General features: G+C 63.4%; 15 protein-coding genes. 10 read left to right on the top strand and 5 right to left on the bottom strand.

From position 1 onward, the window contains the following. Positions 1–110 precede the first annotated feature (110 nt). Both FJ950_RS13580 and FJ950_RS13585 read left to right on the top strand, forming a co-directional pair. Positions 111–2,096, top strand: coding sequence for a TadE/TadG family type IV pilus assembly protein (locus tag FJ950_RS13580; RefSeq protein ID WP_181171207.1), 1,986 nt, complete (start codon positions 111–113; stop codon positions 2,094–2,096). 122 nt (positions 2,097–2,218) lie between these two features. Continuing rightward, positions 2,219–2,851, top strand: a complete 633-nt coding sequence (locus tag FJ950_RS13585; protein WP_015318367.1) for a LysE family translocator — start codon at positions 2,219–2,221, stop codon at positions 2,849–2,851. 4 nt (positions 2,852–2,855) lie between these two features. On the opposite strand, the gene FJ950_RS13590 is transcribed toward FJ950_RS13585, so the two are convergent. Then, positions 2,856–3,680, bottom strand: a complete 825-nt coding sequence (locus FJ950_RS13590; protein WP_140617139.1) for a DUF2189 domain-containing protein — start codon at positions 3,678–3,680, stop codon at positions 2,856–2,858. A gap of 250 nt (positions 3,681–3,930) precedes the next feature. Here FJ950_RS13590 and FJ950_RS13595 point away from each other — a divergent pair, with 250 nt between their 5' ends. Both FJ950_RS13595 and FJ950_RS13600 read left to right on the top strand, forming a co-directional pair. Next, positions 3,931–5,154 carry a pilus assembly protein TadG-related protein gene (locus tag FJ950_RS13595; protein ID WP_140617257.1) on the top strand — a complete coding sequence of 408 codons (1,224 nt, stop codon included), beginning with the start codon at positions 3,931–3,933 and terminating at the stop codon, positions 5,152–5,154. A 70-nt stretch (positions 5,155–5,224) separates the two neighbouring features. After that, a complete protein-coding gene (locus FJ950_RS13600) occupies positions 5,225–5,755 on the top strand; it encodes a CAP domain-containing protein (protein WP_181171209.1) in 531 nt (176 codons plus the stop codon). A gap of 47 nt (positions 5,756–5,802) precedes the next feature. Here the strand turns inward: FJ950_RS13600 and FJ950_RS13605 are convergent, their stop codons facing one another. From FJ950_RS13605 to FJ950_RS13620, 4 genes are all read right to left on the bottom strand, one after another. Next, positions 5,803–7,335 carry a DHA2 family efflux MFS transporter permease subunit gene (locus tag FJ950_RS13605; RefSeq protein WP_140617140.1) on the bottom strand — a complete coding sequence of 511 codons (1,533 nt, stop codon included), beginning with the start codon at positions 7,333–7,335 and terminating at the stop codon, positions 5,803–5,805. A gap of 308 nt (positions 7,336–7,643) precedes the next feature. Continuing rightward, positions 7,644–8,822, bottom strand: a complete 1,179-nt coding sequence (locus tag FJ950_RS13610; RefSeq protein ID WP_140617141.1) for an HlyD family secretion protein — start codon at positions 8,820–8,822, stop codon at positions 7,644–7,646. Further along, positions 8,819–9,298, bottom strand: a complete 480-nt coding sequence (locus FJ950_RS13615) for a MarR family transcriptional regulator (RefSeq protein ID WP_015318373.1) — start codon at positions 9,296–9,298, stop codon at positions 8,819–8,821. Before FJ950_RS13615 ends, FJ950_RS13610 begins: the two co-directional genes overlap by 4 nt. A 90-nt stretch (positions 9,299–9,388) precedes the next feature. Then, entirely contained in the window at positions 9,389–10,414 is a 1,026-nt protein-coding gene (locus FJ950_RS13620; protein ID WP_140617142.1) for a LacI family DNA-binding transcriptional regulator, read from the bottom strand. A gap of 167 nt (positions 10,415–10,581) precedes the next feature. Here FJ950_RS13620 and FJ950_RS13625 point away from each other — a divergent pair, with 167 nt between their 5' ends. The 6 genes from FJ950_RS13625 (at position 10,582) to FJ950_RS13650 (ending at position 16,569) form a co-directional block, all read left to right on the top strand. Next, entirely contained in the window at positions 10,582–11,613 is a 1,032-nt protein-coding gene (locus FJ950_RS13625; protein ID WP_140617143.1) for a Gfo/Idh/MocA family oxidoreductase, read from the top strand. 2 nt (positions 11,614–11,615) lie between these two features. After that, positions 11,616–12,521, top strand: coding sequence for a sugar phosphate isomerase/epimerase (locus tag FJ950_RS13630; protein ID WP_181171211.1), 906 nt, complete (start codon positions 11,616–11,618; stop codon positions 12,519–12,521). A gap of 97 nt (positions 12,522–12,618) precedes the next feature. Next, a complete protein-coding gene (locus FJ950_RS13635) occupies positions 12,619–13,632 on the top strand; it encodes a substrate-binding domain-containing protein (protein WP_023774562.1) in 1,014 nt (337 codons plus the stop codon). Between the two features lie 86 nt (positions 13,633–13,718). Continuing rightward, entirely contained in the window at positions 13,719–14,516 is a 798-nt protein-coding gene (locus FJ950_RS13640) for an ATP-binding cassette domain-containing protein (RefSeq protein ID WP_140617145.1), read from the top strand. Continuing rightward, positions 14,513–15,565 carry an ABC transporter permease gene (locus FJ950_RS13645; RefSeq protein WP_140617146.1) on the top strand — a complete coding sequence of 351 codons (1,053 nt, stop codon included), beginning with the start codon at positions 14,513–14,515 and terminating at the stop codon, positions 15,563–15,565. Before FJ950_RS13640 ends, FJ950_RS13645 begins: the two co-directional genes overlap by 4 nt. Positions 15,566–15,735: 170 nt before the next feature. Further along, a complete protein-coding gene (locus FJ950_RS13650) occupies positions 15,736–16,569 on the top strand; it encodes an AraC family transcriptional regulator (RefSeq protein ID WP_140617147.1) in 834 nt (277 codons plus the stop codon). Positions 16,570–16,572 lie beyond the last annotated feature (3 nt).

The following is a 16,572-nucleotide window of genomic DNA, read 5'->3' on the forward strand; positions in this document are numbered from 1 at the left end:
GGTTGGTGAAGCGCCGACCAAGCAATAGAGCGGTTTCCCAAACCCGTCCTTCAGCGTTTTGTGGAAAGCTGGCGCCGGCCGAGAATCCGTCGGCGGGGGCCGCTGCAAGCATGTTTGAAATCTGGCGTCAGTTCCGCCGCGACAGGCGCGGCAACTATGCTCTCATGACGGCTGTGGGGATGGTGCCGCTGATGGGCGGCCTGGCGATCGCCGTCGATTTCACGGAAATGAACCGTGAAAAGCAGATGGTGATGAACGCGCTCGACGCCGCCAACTTCGCCACGGCCCGCCGGCTGACGGAAGGCGCCACCGACGATCAGCTGAGAGCCTACGCGCTCGACTTTTTCAACGCCAATTTGAACGACATCGATCCCGCCAGCGCGACGCTCAACGTCACCTTGCCGAGCAACACCAGCGGCGGCGGCCTGCTGACCATGACCGCCCAACTTAATTACAAGCCCTATTTCTACCCCGCCTTCGCCCAGTTCGTCGGCAAATCGGCGACCGATGCCAACCAGAGGCTCAGCTTCAACGTCACCTCGCAAGTCCGGCTGAAGAACACGCTGGAGGTTGCCCTGGTGCTCGACAATTCCGGATCGATGGTCACGCCCGGCACCGGCTCAGGACAAAAGCGCATCGATCTGCTCAAAACAGCGGCCAAGCAACTGGTCGACACGCTTGCCCAGCAGGCCGCGATGATCAAGCAGGTCGACAGGCCGGTGCAATTCGGCCTCGTGCCCTTTGCCGCCTCCGTCAATGTCGGCCCCGGCAACGGCAACGCCTCGTGGATGGACACCGAGGGTCTGTCGCCGGTATCGAACGAGAATTTCGACTGGTCGACGCTGAACGGCGCCAACAAATACGCCCAGCAGACCAACGGCATCTGGTACAAGCGCGGCACCGGCTGGGGAACCGAGGAAGGCCAGATGCTGACCCGGTTTTCGCTTTATCGCGACATGAAGGTCGTCACCAACCACGAGCGTATCGTCAATAGCAAGCGCGTGGTCTGCGACGCATACAATTCGAACAACACCTGCAAAAGCAGCCACAACGAATATGACTATGTCGATTCCTACGGTCCGTTCGCCAGTTGGCAAGGCTGCGTCGAGGCACGGCCCTACCCTTACAATATCAACGACGCCACGCCGTCCGGTGGCTCGGCCAACACCGGCATCGGCGTCGGCGATCCGGCAACGATGTTCGTGCCGATGTTCGCGCCCGACGAACCCGGCAATCACTGGAAACTCACCCAGGACCCCGACGAGGCCGCGCCGGTAACTTATGGTGCCATCAACAGCTGGTGGAACGACGATCCATCGAGCAGCAGCGGCCAATCGCGGCTGCGCAACATGGCCAAATATTTCCAGCCGCGGCCGATCGATGCGCCGGCGCTGCCCGCCGGTAACGGGCCGAATTACAGCTGCACCACCAACCCGATCACGCCGCTGACCGACGTCAGCGTCGCCGACGGGCTCACCTCGATCAAGGCGGCGATCGACCTGATGCAGCCGAATGGCGGCACCAATGTTCCCGAGGGCATGGCCTGGGGCTGGCGGGTGGTCTCGAGCGGAGAGCCGTTCACGCAAGGACGCCCGGAAACCGAAAGAGGCAACGACAAGGTGGTGATCGTGCTGACCGACGGCGCCAACACCTATTATACGCCATCCTCGCTGGGCTATTCCGACCCCGCCAATTCGAAATCGACCTACGCCTCCTTCGGCTACCTCAACCCCGGCTACAACGGCACCTCGGTCGGACGCCTGTTCATGGGCACATCGAGCGCCATCGGTCAGTTCGACTATTCGAACGGCAACTACACCAATGCCCTCAACGAGCAGATGGCCACGCTCTGCAACAACGCCAAGGCAGCCAACATCATGGTGATGACGGTGGCGCTCGACCTATCGACGAGCAAGGCCAGCGACAAGCTGGCGATCGATGCGCTGAAATCCTGCTCGTCGAATTCACGCTTCCGCAAGGATGCGACGGATCCGAGCAAACCGGCGAAGCTGTTCTGGAATGCGACCGGCGCCAGCCTGGCAAACGATTTCAAGGAAATCGGCAACGAGCTGTCGAACCTGCGCGTCGTCGGCTAACCCGAGTTCGTTCCCTGGCGCAACGCCCGGCGCCGTCAAGCCCTTGCGGGCGCCTGCGGTGACAGGCACAGATTGGCCACTCGCATGGTCTCTCATCCATCGCGGCAGGCTGGGAACGAACAATGCCCGATACCGCCAACCATCTCGCCTTCGCGCTGGTCTGCCTCGGCATGGTGCTGACGCCGGGTCCGAACATGATCTATCTGATCTCGCGCTCACTGTCGCAAGGGCCGAAGGCCGGACTGATCTCGCTTGGCGGGGTTGCGGTCGGATTCCTGTTCTACGTGCTGTCGGCCGCGTTCGGCATCACGGCGCTGCTGATCGCGGTGCCTTATGCCTATGATGTGCTGCGCTTTGCCGGCGTACTCTACCTCTTGTGGCTGGCCTGGCAGGCCGTGAAACCGGGCGGACGCTCGCCATTCCAGGTGCGCGACCTGCCGAAGGACCGGCCGCGCAAGCTGTTCGCCATGGGATTGATGACCAATCTGCTCAATCCCAAGGTGGCCGTTCTCTATCTGTCGCTGCTGCCGCAGTTCATCAGCCCCGGCAAGGGCCATGTCCTGTCGCAGCTTCTGGTGCTGGGCGCGACGCAGATATCGATCAGCCTCAGCGTCAACGCCGTCATCGCGCTGACGGCCGGCTCGATCGCCACCTTCCTCGCCGGACGCCCGCTGTGGCTGGTCATCCAGCGCTGGATGATGGGAACCGTGCTGACGGCGCTGGCGCTGAAGATGGCGACCGACGCGCAGCGCTGAAGCGTCACATCGGCCGGCGCGGCGGCCGGATCTGGGCCGGCTCGACCACCTTGCGGTAGAGATGCCAGGTCGCGTGGCCGAGGATCGGCATGACGACGGCGAGACCGGCAAACAGCGGGATCGAGCCGATCACCAGCAGCACCGCGACGATGAGGCCCCATAGCGCCATCTGCAGCGGATTTGCCATGACCGCGCGCGCCGAGGTCTCTATCGCCGAAACGGCGCCGACATCCCGATCGAGCAGAAGCGGAAAAGCAACGACCGTGGTCGCCAGCACGACCACCGCGAAAACCAGGCCGGCCGCGTTGCCGAGAAGGATCAGCCTCCAGCCCTTGCTGGTCGTCAGCACATCGCGCAGGAAGGCCCCGACCGAAGCCGGCGGCTCGCCGCCGAAAAGGCTGGTGTAGATCGACTGCGCCGTGAACAGCCACAACAGGAACAGCGCGAACAGCATGATTCCGATAACCGCTATCGAGGGCAGCGCCGATGAATGGCGAACATCGAGCGCATGCCGCCAGTTGGTGTTCATGCCGAGCTCGCGCCGGCGGCTGATCTCATAGAGTCCGATCGCGGCGAACGGCCCGACCAGGGCAAAGCCCGACATCAAGGGATAGACGAGCTGGATGGCGTTGGAGCCGGACGTCCACTGCGTCAGGATCAGGCCGGCGACTGGATAGATCAGGCACAGGAACACGTAATGCGAGGGCTTGGCCCAGAAGTCATCGGCGCCAAGTCTGAGCGCGTCCCAGAGGTCCGCCGTGGAAATGCGGCGGACCGCTGGTTGCACATGCATCCCGTACGCGTCCGCCATGACATGAAAGCCGGCCATAACCTTCCTCCGTTTTTCTCGGGGGGCGGTCACCGCCTAGGGTGGCTGCCCGTAGCTGCCACTTCAAGAACGCTGACATAATAGCCGATCTTCCCGGGATTGTCGCCGCGTCTCATAAGGTTTGCTGAGCGGTCATCGTCTGGCGAACCACTGAGTTCATTTTAGAATCCATGCATTTTAGCTATTGCTTAAATTACTCGTAGAGACCCAGAGCGTATCACCTGAGCTTTACAAACGTTGGCGAGGGGCGATGTTCACATTGAAGGGCTTCTGGTCTTGCGAACGCGGCAATTTCGCCATGGCGACCGCCGTAGCCTTGCTGCCGATAATGGCTGTCGTCGCCGGCACCCTCGACCTGACGGGCACGAGCGATGACGCCGCGCAACTGCAGAACTCGCTGGACGCGGCTGGCCTTGCCGTCGGCACCAAATACCTGCCCAGCATGAGCGCGAACGATGTCCAGGGGCTTGGGCTGACATTCTTCGCAGCCAATTTGAGCATTGCCGACCAGCAGGAATATTCAGACAGCGTTTCCGCCTTTTCGGCCACCGCCAGCGGCGATCCGAGCGCCTATTACATCTCGCTGTCGTCCGGCATCAACCGTCCGAGCTTCATCAACGGCGCTGCCCCCTGGCCAGCTCACCGGTCGGCGACGGTCAAGATGCACCCGGGCGCCCAGGCCTGCGTGCTGGCGCTCGATCCGCATGCGTCGGCGGCGGTGAGCCTACAAGGCTCGACCGATGTCGCCATGAGCAACTGCGTGATCGCGGCAAACTCGGACGCGTCCGATGCCGTCAGCAGGGGCGGTTCCGCGCAGGTCTCGGCGGGCTGCGTATCGGCCGTCGGTGGCACTTCCGGGCTTTCTCCGCCCGCTGCCAATCTCACCTGCGGCACGCCGCTCGAACATCAATATGCGTCCTTCGATCCCCTGGCCGACATCGTCCCTCCCCCCTACACACTTTGCCTGCCGGTGCCGAACGGCAAAACCTACACGCTGTCGCCCGGCACCTATTGCGACAAGACATTGTCAGGAAACATCACGTTCAACCCGGGCGTCTACATCTTGCGCGGCGTCACCCTGAAGCCGGGCGGGAATGGCAGCCTGAGCGGCCAGGGCGTAACCATATTCCTCACGGAAGGGGCACAGATCATCATAAATGCCAATGAAAAGGTGAACCTTTCCCCGCCCACCAGCGGACCTTACGCCGGCATCACCATCTTCCAGAGCCGCGGGAACGTTTCGGCCTTGACCCTGAATGGCGGCGCAAATTCCGTGATTAGCGGATTCGTCTATGCGCCTGACGCGGCCGTTTCGTTTGCCGGCAATTCGGACATGAGTGGTCAGGGGGACTGCCTGAGGCTTGTTGGCTTGACCGTGCAGATGACAGGCAACTCTTCCATCAAGACCGACTGCACGGCGGTGTTCGGAAATCGAGAGATGTACTCCAGCCGCCTCATCACGCTTGTGAACTAGGGGCCGCTTCGATCGAGATTTTTCACCGCCTGCCCGGCAAAAGCCATGATCGGGACCGAGTCAGGCACGCATGACCACTTCGAAAATCGATTGCGATCAGATCGCGAACTTGAACAGGCGCACCTGGCTCAAGGCGGCTGGGCTCAAGGCGGCTGGCTTGGCGGCCTTGCTTGGGCTTGCCGCCTGCAGCACCGTCTCGCTGCCGACAGGGCAAGGCGCCGGGGTTTCCTCCTCGGCAACCGGCACGCTGGCAAGCCTGCGCGCCACGGCCGGGCGCGGCCCGCTGACCCCGGACGCGCAGTTGGAGCAAGCAGCATTGCAGCAGGCCGGCTACATGGCGCAGCGTGAAAACATGAGCCACACCACCGGCTGGGGCAAGGATTTCGCCTCGCGCATGAGGGACAATGGCGTGCACGGTGCCGCGGCCGAGAACATCGCGGCCGGCCGTTTCGACCAACAGAAGCTGTTCGATATCTGGATGCATTCGCAGGGACACCGGCGCAACATACTCGATCCGGACTTCAACCGCTTCGGACTTGCCTATGTCCGTGACGGCCGCGACCCCAACCTGCGCTACTGGTCGCTGGTGCTCGGCAGGTAGCAAAGACATCGCCGGCAGCGGACATCCGCTGACGAGCAGCCGCTACATCAGTCCATATGAGCGGCAGGCGCGCCGCCGGCCGGCGCTGTTTTCGGCTTGCGCAGCAGGAAGACGAACGGGATGGCGGCCAGCGTCATGATCATCAGGATTTTGAAGTCGTTGACGTAGGAGATCATCATCGCTTGCAGATTGACCATGCGGTCGACCTGCGACAGTGCCGTCGGGTCGCCGCCGGCGGCCGCCGGCGAGACCGCCCAGAGATTGGGATTGAACGGGTTGATGAAGGTTGAAAGCTCGGCGTGATTGATCTGGGTGTTGCGCACCAGCAGCACGGTCACGACCGACACGCCGATCGACGAGCCAAGATTTCGCACCAGGCTGAACAGCGAGGTTGCATCGGTGCGGTAGCGGGCGTCGAGCGTGGCGAAGGCAACGGTCGACAGCGGCACGAACACCATGCCCATGCCCAGGCCCTGGATCACGCCGGAGCTGAGGATCAGCCAGTTATCCATCTGCGGGGTGAAGCTTGCCATGGTGTAGAGCGACTGCGCGGTCAGGAGGAAACCGATGACGACGAGAATCCTGGCATCGACCTTGCCCATGATGCGCCCGACGACGAGCATGGAAATCATGGTTCCGACACCGCGCGGCCCGATGACGATGCCGATGGTGACGGTCGGATAGCCGAAGATGGTCGACAGCATCGGCGGCAGCAGCGACATCGAAGCCAGGATCAGCACGCCCATGACAAAGATGAACGCCAGCCCGGTGACGAAGTTGCGATCGAGAAAAATCTTCGGATCTATGAAGGGATGTTCCGATGTCATCGTGTGGATGATGAACACCCAGAAGCCGGTGAGCGAAAGACCAAGCTCGATCCAGATCTCAACCGAGGAAAACCAGTCGACCTCGCCACCGCGATCGAGCATCAGCTGCAGGGCGCCGACACCGAGCGATATCATGGCAAAGCCGAAGAAATCGAAGCTGCGCACCCGCCGGGCGACCGCCGGCAAATAGGCCGCCATGCCAAGAAAGGCGACGATGCCGACCGGCAGGTTGATGAAGAACACCCAGCGCCAGTTGAAATTCTCGGTCAGCCAGCCGCCGAGCGTGGGGCCGAGGATCGGTCCCAGCATGATGCCGGCGCCCCATATGGCCATCGCCTGACCATGGCGCTCCTTGGGGTTGATGTCGAGCAGGAAGGTCTGCGACAGCGGCACGATCGCGGCGCCGAACACACCTTGCATCAGCCGGAAAAGCACGATGGTTTCCAGGCTCCACGCCAAGCCGCACAACATCGAGAAGATGGTGAAGCCGACCACCGCCGTCAGGAACAGCTCCTTGCGGCCGAAACGGTCGGCGAGCCAGCCGGTGACAGGCGTCATGATGGCGGCGGCGACGATGTAGGAGGTCAGCACCCAGTTGATGTTGTCGGGGGAGGCGCCGAGATCGCCGGTCATGGTCGGCAGCGCGACGTTGGCGATGGTGGTGTCGAGCGCCTGCATGACCGTCGCCAGCATGAGCGCGACCGTGATCAGGCCACGATGCGGCACTTCTTTGAATGGTTCGGACGTGCTCATGGCGCAGAACTTCCAGAAGGTAACAGAAACGTGTACAACGGGTTTCCGGGCGGCAAAGCCTTCCGTTGAGAGACCTTCGTCGCGGTGGGACGCGATTATCGATGTGGGGGTTACATCGACTGAAAGTCTCTGATGAGCGGATGCCTGCCGCCCGGAAACCTGAGGACCGACAGGTCCGTGTCGAAGATTTCAGATTTTGGACGGCTGCCACGCGGCTCGGCCCAAACGCTGATCCTTCCCACCCCTCCCGTCAGACCAATCCTTCAACTCGCTTTCACCCGCTTGGTCTCCGCGGGCTTCTGCCGAGACTACTTCGCGGGCTCGCCAGCCGTAGCGTGACCGAAGATCGACGGCCAGCCACGCGCGACGCCCGTATCGACCGTAACAGAGGCGCTCATGCCGGTGCGCAGCGCCATCTTGGCGTCGGGGTCGGTCAGTTCCAGGCGCACCGGGATGCGTTGGGTGACCTTGACCCAGTTGCCGGTGGCGTTCTGGGCGGGCAGCAGCGAGAAGTCCGCGCCGGTGCCGGCACCGATAGCCCTGACCGTCGCCTCGAAGGTCCTGCCCGGATAGGTATCGACCACGATCTCCGCCTTCTGGCCCGGCTTCATGTTGGTCAGTTGGGTTTCCTTGAAATTGGCGTCGACCCAGGTGTCGCCGGTCTCGACCAGCGCAAACAACGGTGTGCCGGAGCCGACATACTGGCCAACCTTGAAGGACGCGGCTTGATAGACGACACCATCGGCAGGCGCCTTCACGGTGGTCTGCTCCAGATCGTAGGCAGCCTTGTCGCGCGCCGCGAGCGCCGACATCACCGTCGGATGCTTGTCGGTTTCGATGTCGGGGTTGCCGCCGAGTGCCGCCTTGGCGCTGATGATGCCTTGCTCGGCAACAGCCAGTTGCTGCCTGGCTTTGTCGAGATCGTTCTTGGCCTGATCCAGCGACGACTTGGCGTTGATGCCCTTCTGGGCAAGATCGGCGGCGCGATCGAATTGCGACTGCGCATAGTCGACCTCGCTGGCAGCGGACTTCTGCTGCGACAGCGCCTGGCTATAGGCCGCGCGCAACTGCTCGACATTGAGGCGCGCGGTAGCAACCGCGGCGTCCGCCTGGGCGAGCGCGATCCGGTAGGGCTCGGGGTCGATGGCGAACAGGAGATCGCCCTGCTTGACCGTCTGGTTGTCCGTTATGGCGACCTGGACGATACGACCGGCCGTGTCAGAGGCGATCGACACCTTGGCCTGCTGCAGATTGGCGTTTTCCGTTTCCTGGTAGCGGCCGCCCGTCACCCAGACATAGCCGCCGCCGATGATCAATGCCGCCGGCAAGGCGAACATCAAGAAGAAGCGGCCGATGCGGCGCTTCTTCTTCGGCGCCGGCGCGGGTTGCACGGGAGGAGCGACCGCGACCGGGGTTGATGCCGGCTGGACCGGCGCTTCCATCTCCACCTTGGGAGCGTTTTCTTCTACCTTGGCTACCGCGTTCATGCTGCCGCACCTTCCGCACTCTTGATCTTTTCAAGCGACGAAGCTTCGCTGTCCGTCAGATTTTGCACGATTACATCCAGCGCCCGGATCAGGATGCGCCGGTCTTCCGGCGAAACGCCGCTGAGCGATTCCTCATAGACCTCGCCAGCAAGGCTCTTGACGTCCGCATAGGCCGCATTCGCCTTCTCGGTCGGGAAGATCATGCGCACGCGCCGGTCGGTCGCGTCGGAGCGGCGTTCGATCCAGCCGCCCTCCTCCATCCGATCGACCAGGCGTGAAACGCTGATCGGCTCGATTTCGAGCAGTTCGGCGAGCCGCGCCTGTGCAACGCCCGCCTCCTTGGCAACGCGGACCAGAAGCCGCCATTGCGCCGAAGACAGGCCGAGCCCGCTGGCGCGCGCCTCGAAGCGCTTGCGCATCAGGCGTTGCACGTCGTGGATCAAAAATCCCAATCTATCGATGCCATCTGAAACCATGAGCGATACATATAATAAGCGTGCTTACTATTCAAGATGCCACTTCGCTATGAAAGCCGGCAAATGCGGATGGCGGAAACAGGCGTGTGGTCAATCGCTGTCGCGCGCGACCAGTTCCAGCGGCCAGACCTCCCTGATGGTCTGCGGCCCCGTGGGCCCGGCGAAAGCCGGCAGCGAGGCGAGCAGGATTTCGCCGAGCCGCCGTCCCATCGGCTCCAATGCCGGGCGGAAAGCGGTCAGCGCCGGGGAGAAATAGCGGCAGAGCGGCGTATCGACGATGACCATCATCGCGATGCCCTGACCGGGCATGATCCCCATCTCGGCAAGCGCCTTGCAGCCGCCGAGCGCCATCGCGTCATTGTTGAAGATGATCGCTGTCGGCGGATCCTTCGAGCGCATGACTTGCGGCGTCACGGCGTAGCCGCCGGCTTCGTTGATGAAGCCGTCGGCGATCAGCTCGGGATCGATGTCGATGCCGTGCCGCCGCAGCGCCTTGCGATAGCCATCAAGAAACAGATAGCCGAAGTTGAGGTCGAGCGACGGCCGGATGGCGGCGATGCGGCGGTGGCCGCGTGCAACCAGGCGGTCGACTGCGTCGGCGCCCGCCTTCTCGAAATCGAGGTCGAGCGAGGGATAGGTCTCGTCACCGGACTGGCTTCGGCCGAGCGTCGCAAAGGGAAAGCCGGCCCTGCTGAGATAGTCGATGCGATCGTCCTCACGCCGGGTCCAGGCCAGCAACACGGCATCGGCGCGGCGTGTCTCGACGACCCGTCGCAGGCGCTCCTGCTGATAGTCGGCGGGCGCGCCCATGACGATGATCAGGTCGAGCCCGTGCTCGGCCAGTGCCGCTTGCAGCCCGCTCAGGAACGGAATGAAAAACGGCTCGCCATATTGCTGATCACCCGGGTGGGGCTGCAGCATGAACGCGACGGCATGCGTGGTGCCCCGGCGCAGGTTCCTGCCCGACTGGTTGGGTGAATAGTTGAGTAGGCGCGCCGCATCGAGCACGCGCTGCCGCGTCTCGGCATTGACATCGGCGCGCCCATTGAGCGCCCGCGACACCGTGCCGATCGAAATATTCAAATGACGCGCAAGATCGTGAATGCTGGATGCCAAGACCATCCCCTTCCGTTCCCACTAACATTAGCGGACCTTGCGGCCAAGGCCACTCAGACGAACGACCACAAATCCGGTTGACATTCTACGCCTTCGGGTGTGTCATCGTAAACGTTTACGGAAGAACCGTGAATGCCAACCGGAAGGGGTTGGCGGAGGAGCGCCGGATGCTGCATGTCGTCCTGGTCGGGTGCGGAGCCATGAGCAAAACATGGCTCGAGGCCGCCCGTCAGTCCCCTGAAATCAGGATTGCCGGTCTCGTCGACCTCGACGCCGACAGGGCACGCGAGCGAGCCCGCGAATACGACGTTGCCGGGGCCGCGATCGGCACCGATCTCGACGTCATTCTGGATCAGACCAAAGCCGATGCGGTATTCGATGTGGTCGTTCCGGCCGCCCGCCGCGAGGTGGCCAATTCAGCCTTTGCCCATCACTGTCACCTGCTGACGGAAAAGCCCCTCGCCGACAGTCCGGCCAACGCCCGCGCCATCGTCGACGCCGCGCGGCGCGCCGGCCGCGTCCACGCCGTCGTTCAGAACCGCCGCTATGTCGCCAATGTCCGGCGCATCCGCCGCTTTCTGGATTCAGGCGCCATCGGCGCGCCGACCAGCATCCACGCGGATTTTTTCGTGGCGCCGCACTTTGGCGGTTTCCGCGAAGAGATGCGTCACGTGCTGTTGCTCGACATGGCGATTCACACCTTCGATGCCGCTCGCTACATGGTCAATGGCGAACCGGCCGATGTCTATTGCCAGGAATGGGAGCCGGCCAATTCCTGGTATCGGCAAGGGTCGTCGGCAAGCGCCACTTTCGGGCTCGGCCGAAACAGGATGTTCACCTATCGGGGCAGCTGGTGCGCCGACGGCTTTCGCACCAGTTGGGAGGGCAGCTGGCGTATCGTCGGTGAGCGCGGCAGCCTGATCTGGGACGGCCATGACGAGGTGAAGGCGGAAGTCGTGCTGCCGGAGCGCGAAGGCCTGATCGACAAGGTCGGGCCGGTGACAGTGCCTCCCCTCGATCCGTCCGACCGTATCGGCGGGCATCTCGGCGTCATTGCCGACTTCGTGCAAGCCGTGGAAACCGGCACCGAGCCGGAGACACGGGGCTCGGACAACATCAAGAGCCTGGCCATGGTCTTCGCGGCGATCCAGAGCGCCGAGACCGGTCGTCGCGTGAACATCGCATCGCAGGAAGGATGACCATGCCGAACCCGCTTCTCGACATCAGGATCGGCACCATGGTGCGGGCCAATCTCGAAGACCCGGCCGCCTATATCAGGCAAATCCTGCCGCTCGGCTTCGAGAGCATCCAGCCCTTTTTCTGGCAGACGCTCGGCGGCAAGGATCTGCCGCGGCTCGCCGGAGAGATTGAAGAGGCGATCGGCGATGCCGACGTCACCGTCAGTTCGATCGGCGTGTTCGGCAATCCGCTCGAGAGCGGCGACACCGACCGCGGCGTGCTCGAGGCCTGGAAAACGGTGATCGACAACGCCCATCTGTTCGGCACCAGGCTGGTCAGCGGTTTTACCGGCCGCATCCGCGGGAAACCGCTGACCGACAGCCTGCCGCGCTATCGCGAAGTCTGGGGCGAACTGGCCAGACGCGCCGCCGACAAGGGCGTGCGCATCGCCTTCGAGAATTGCGCCATGGACGGCAATTGGGCCGGCGGAGACTGGAACATCGCCCACAATCCGGATGCCTGGGAGCTGATGTTCAACGAATTGCCCAACGACAATCTCGGTCTCGAATGGGAGCCCTGCCACCAACTCGTCTACCTGATCGATCCGATGCCGCAGATCCGCAAATGGGCGCATCGCATCTTTCATGTCCACGGCAAGGACGCCACGGTGCGCTGGGACGTCATCCGCGAGAACGGCGTGTTCGGCCGCCTGCCCTTCGTGCAGATGCGCACGCCCGGCTTCGGCGACAGCGACTGGACCAGGGTGATCAGTGAACTCAGGCTGGCCGGGTACAAGGGCGCCATCGACATCGAAGGCTGGCACGACCCGGTCTATCGCGGCGACCTCGAGATCACGGGGCAGGCACGCGCCCTGCAGTATCTCAAACTATGCCGGGGAGGTGCGAGCTACCTGCCAAATCCGGCGTGACGATCGGTCGGCGGGAGGAGCCGGCCGCAAGTGGCATTGCCAAAGCAATCGTTCAAAGGCCCCTCGGCTGACGAGGAAAACAATGGGAGGAACGTGCATGAGCATCGCGATCAGGACGACACTTCTGCGCACGACCGTCGTGGCGGCGGCCACCGCGCTTACCGCCGCAATCTTCACCTTGCCGGCGCAGGCGCTCGACGCCCAATGGTGCAAGGACGTCCACATCCGCTTCTTCGTCGGCGGCGCCGAGGGCGACGCCTTCGGCACCATCGTCTACAATGGCGCCAAGCAGGCGGCGGCAGATCTCGGACCCAAGGTCGACTACATCTTCTCCCAGTGGGACGCGGAGAAGATGGTGCAGCAATTGCGCGAAGCGGTCGCGGTCAAGCCCCAGGGCATCGCCATGATGGGCCATCCGGGCGACGCCGCGATCATGCCGCTCGCCGACGAGGCCCATAAGGAGGGCATCAAGATGATGTACCAGAACGTCCCGGTGCCGAAGGTGACGGCGGCGTTCGGTGGCGGCTATATCGGCGCGCAGCAGGAACAGCAGGGCCGCGCACTTGGCGCCGAAGCGTTCAAGCTCGGTAAGCTGAAGGCCGGCGACAAGGCGATCATGATCGGCCCGTTCGAGAACGAGAGCCGCGGCGCACGCGAGCGCGGCACGGTGGCGGCCTTGAAGGAGGCGGGCGTCGAAGTCATCCAGCTGTCGTCGCCGCCGAGCGGCGAATGGGCTTCCGACCCCAATCTGGCGATACCGGTGCTTACGGCAGCGCTGCTCAACAACCCTGATGTCAAGGCCGTCGGCTATCCCGGCGGACAGATGCTCGGCAATGTCGCCACATACATGCAGGCAGCTGGCAGAAAGCCTGGCGATATCTTCAACTTCGGCTTCGACACCAGCCCGCAGATCGTCGAGGGCTTCAAGGGGGGCTGGGTGCAACTGACGGCCGACCAGCAGCCATTCCTGCAGGGCTATCTGCCGATCCTCAGCCTGTGCCAGCAGGTGGTGCTGGGTCTGGCGCCGATGAACGTCGACACCGGCGCCGGTTTCGTCACGCCCGAAAATTACGAGATCGTCGCAGAACTCGCCAAGCAGGCGCTGCGCTGACCTCCCAAGCCGCCGGCCGGGATCAGGCCCCGGCCGGCGGGGCCGCTGGCGAGAAAGCTGGCGCCAGACAATCAAGCGAGGATGCTATGGCCGAACGTCTCATAGAACTGCGCGATATCGCTAAGTCCTACGGCCATGTCTACGCACTTGGCGGGGTCAATCTCAGCGTCGATCGCGGCGAGGTGGTCGGCCTCATCGGCGACAACGGCGCCGGCAAGTCGACGCTGATCAAGATCCTCTCCGGTGTGGTCAAGCCGACCAGCGGCGAGATCCTCATCCGCGGCAAGCCGGTGACCGGATGGAATGCGGCACGTTCGCGCGAGGCCGGCATCGAAACGGTGTTCCAGGACCGGGCACTGGCCGTGCAGCAGACGATCGTCCGCAACATCTTCATGGGCCGCGAACTCACCGGCCCTTTCGGCTGGCTGAAGGTCGGCAAGGAAATCGAGGAAGCGAGCCGGCTGATGCGCGAGATCGGCTTCACCTCGAAAGTGTTCACGCCGCATTCGATCGTCGGCCAGCTTTCGGGCGGTGAACGCCAGGGCGTGGCGATCGCGCGCGCCATCTACAAGCAGGCGGAACTGATCGTCCTCGACGAGCCGACGACGGCGCTGTCTCTGACCGAGACCGCCAAGGTCTTCCATTTCGTGCGCCAGGTGCGGGCGAGCGGCCGCTCGATCCTGTTCATCGGCCATAACATCCATCATGTCTTCGACATCGCCGATCGCTTCGTGGTGCTGGATCGCGGCAAGGTCGCGCTCACCGCCGACCGCAGCGAGGTCAAGTCGGCCGAAGACCTCATCAACTTCATGGAAGACGTCGCGCATCCGGACGGGTTGGCCGGGCTGCACGACACCGGCGACGCGGAGCAGAGAGCACGATGAGCAAGACCATGGAGCCCGATCTGCACGAGCCGTCGGCCGGCATTTCCCGCCAAGGCAGTTCCCAGAACGAGTGGAAGCACCCGTCCGATCACTGGATGCGCGGCTTCATCCTTGACAACCGCGCTTCGCTTGGGACGCTCGGCGTGTTCGTCGTCATGATGGCGGTCTTCATGATCGCCAACCCGACGGTCTTCACAACCTGGTATCTCTACAGCGCCGTGCTCACTACGCTTCCCGTGGCGTTGTTCGTGGTCGTGCCGTTGGTCTTCGTCGTCACCTGCGGCGAGATCGACCTGTCGTTTCCCGCGACGATGGGTTTTGCCTCCTGGGTCTTCGCGCTGGTGGTGCAGGCGGGCTACGACCCGTTCCTCGGCATTGCGGCGGCGCTGGTCACCGGCACGCTGCTCGGCTTCCTCGTCGGGTCGCTGGTGGTCTATGGCGGGCTGTCGTCGCTGATCGCCACGCTCGGCATGAATTTCCTGCTGCGCGGCCTGATCCAGATCATCAATGAGGGCAGATCGACTTCGCTGACCAGCCTTGCCGACAGCTGGGCCTACAGGATCTTCTCCAGCCAGGTCCTGGGCGTTCCGGTGCAGATCTTCTGGGCCATCGCCTTCGTCGTCCTTTCGGCGATGCTCTACAACCGCCACCGCTTCGGCGCGCAGGTGAAGGTGGTCGGTGACAATCCCGACAGTGCCCAGCAGATGGGCATCGATGTCAAGCGCGTGCGGGTGAAAGTGTTCGTCTTCGTCGGCATCGGGGCCGCGATCGCCGGCACGTTCTCGGCAATGATCAACTTCACCTGGTGGCCAACCGCCGGCGACGGTTATCTCTTGCCGGTGCTGGCCTCGGTGTTCGTCGGCGGCACGCCGACCTGGGGTGGCATCGGCACCGTGGCCGGCGGCGCGATCGGCGCCGTCACGGTGTCGTTTATCCAAACTGGCGTCGTGGCGGCTGGGCTCAGCGGCTTCTACGTCCAGTTCTTCAACGGGCTGATCATCATCCTTTCGCTGCTTGGCCACAAATGGAATCAGGCGCGCTACCGCTGAACCAGTCGGCCGTTCAACGGCGATTTGCCGGTCATCCGAGCCAACGATAGACGACGGGCCGGGCGGACGACACCGCGCGGGCCCGATCGCCTATTTGCGCGATGCGCAATTTCGATCAAGCTGGCCGGGCAACGAGGCGTCAGAGTGAGGACGCCACATGCGAGGAACACATGAACCCGACCGAGAAGGCGCTATGGTTTGTCGAAAGCCACCTGCCGGAGGCTGTTACGCTCGACGACGTGGCCCAAAGCAGCGGCGTGTCGCGCTTTCATGTGACGCGCGCCTTCGGCGCCGCCACCGGCCGCTCCGTCATGGGTTACATGCGCTCGCGCCGGCTGACCGAGGCGGCGCGCAGGCTGGCCGGCGGCGCGCCCGACATCCTGTGCGTCGCGCTCGACGCCGGCTACAACTCGCATGAGGCATTCACCCGGGCCTTCCGCGACCAGTTCGGCACCACGCCGGAGCTGGTGCGCGCGCAAGGTTCGACTGAGACCCTCGACCTCGTGGAGCCCATCCTGATGGACAATTCGCTTTTGACCACACTTGAACCACCGCGCTTCGAGACCAGCCGGCCATTCCTCATCGCCGGACTGGGCGAGCGCTACAGTTGTGAGTCCAGCGCCGGCGATCCGATGCAATGGCAGCGCTTCGCTCCGCATATCGGCCATATCCCCGGACAAGTGGCCGGCGTTTTCTACGGCGTCTGCCTCAACGGCGACGATGCCGGTAATTTCGATTATGTCGTCGGCGTCGAGGTACGCGACTTCGCCGATCTGCCGAAGGAGTTCCAACGGGTGCGGGTGCCGGCGCGGAAATACGCCGTTTTCACGCATCGCGAACACATCTCGACCATCCGGCGAACGATCAATACGATCTGGAACAGCTGGCTGCCGGCATCCGGCCATGAGGTTGCCGATGCGCCGGAATTCGAGCGCTACGGGCCTGAATTCGATGCCCACACCGGCAATGGCGGGTTGGAGATCTGGGTGCCCGTCAAGGCATGACGC

Source organism: Mesorhizobium sp. B2-3-14, assembly GCF_006442175.1.
GTDB classification, from domain to species: domain Bacteria; phylum Pseudomonadota; class Alphaproteobacteria; order Rhizobiales; family Rhizobiaceae; genus Mesorhizobium; species Mesorhizobium australicum.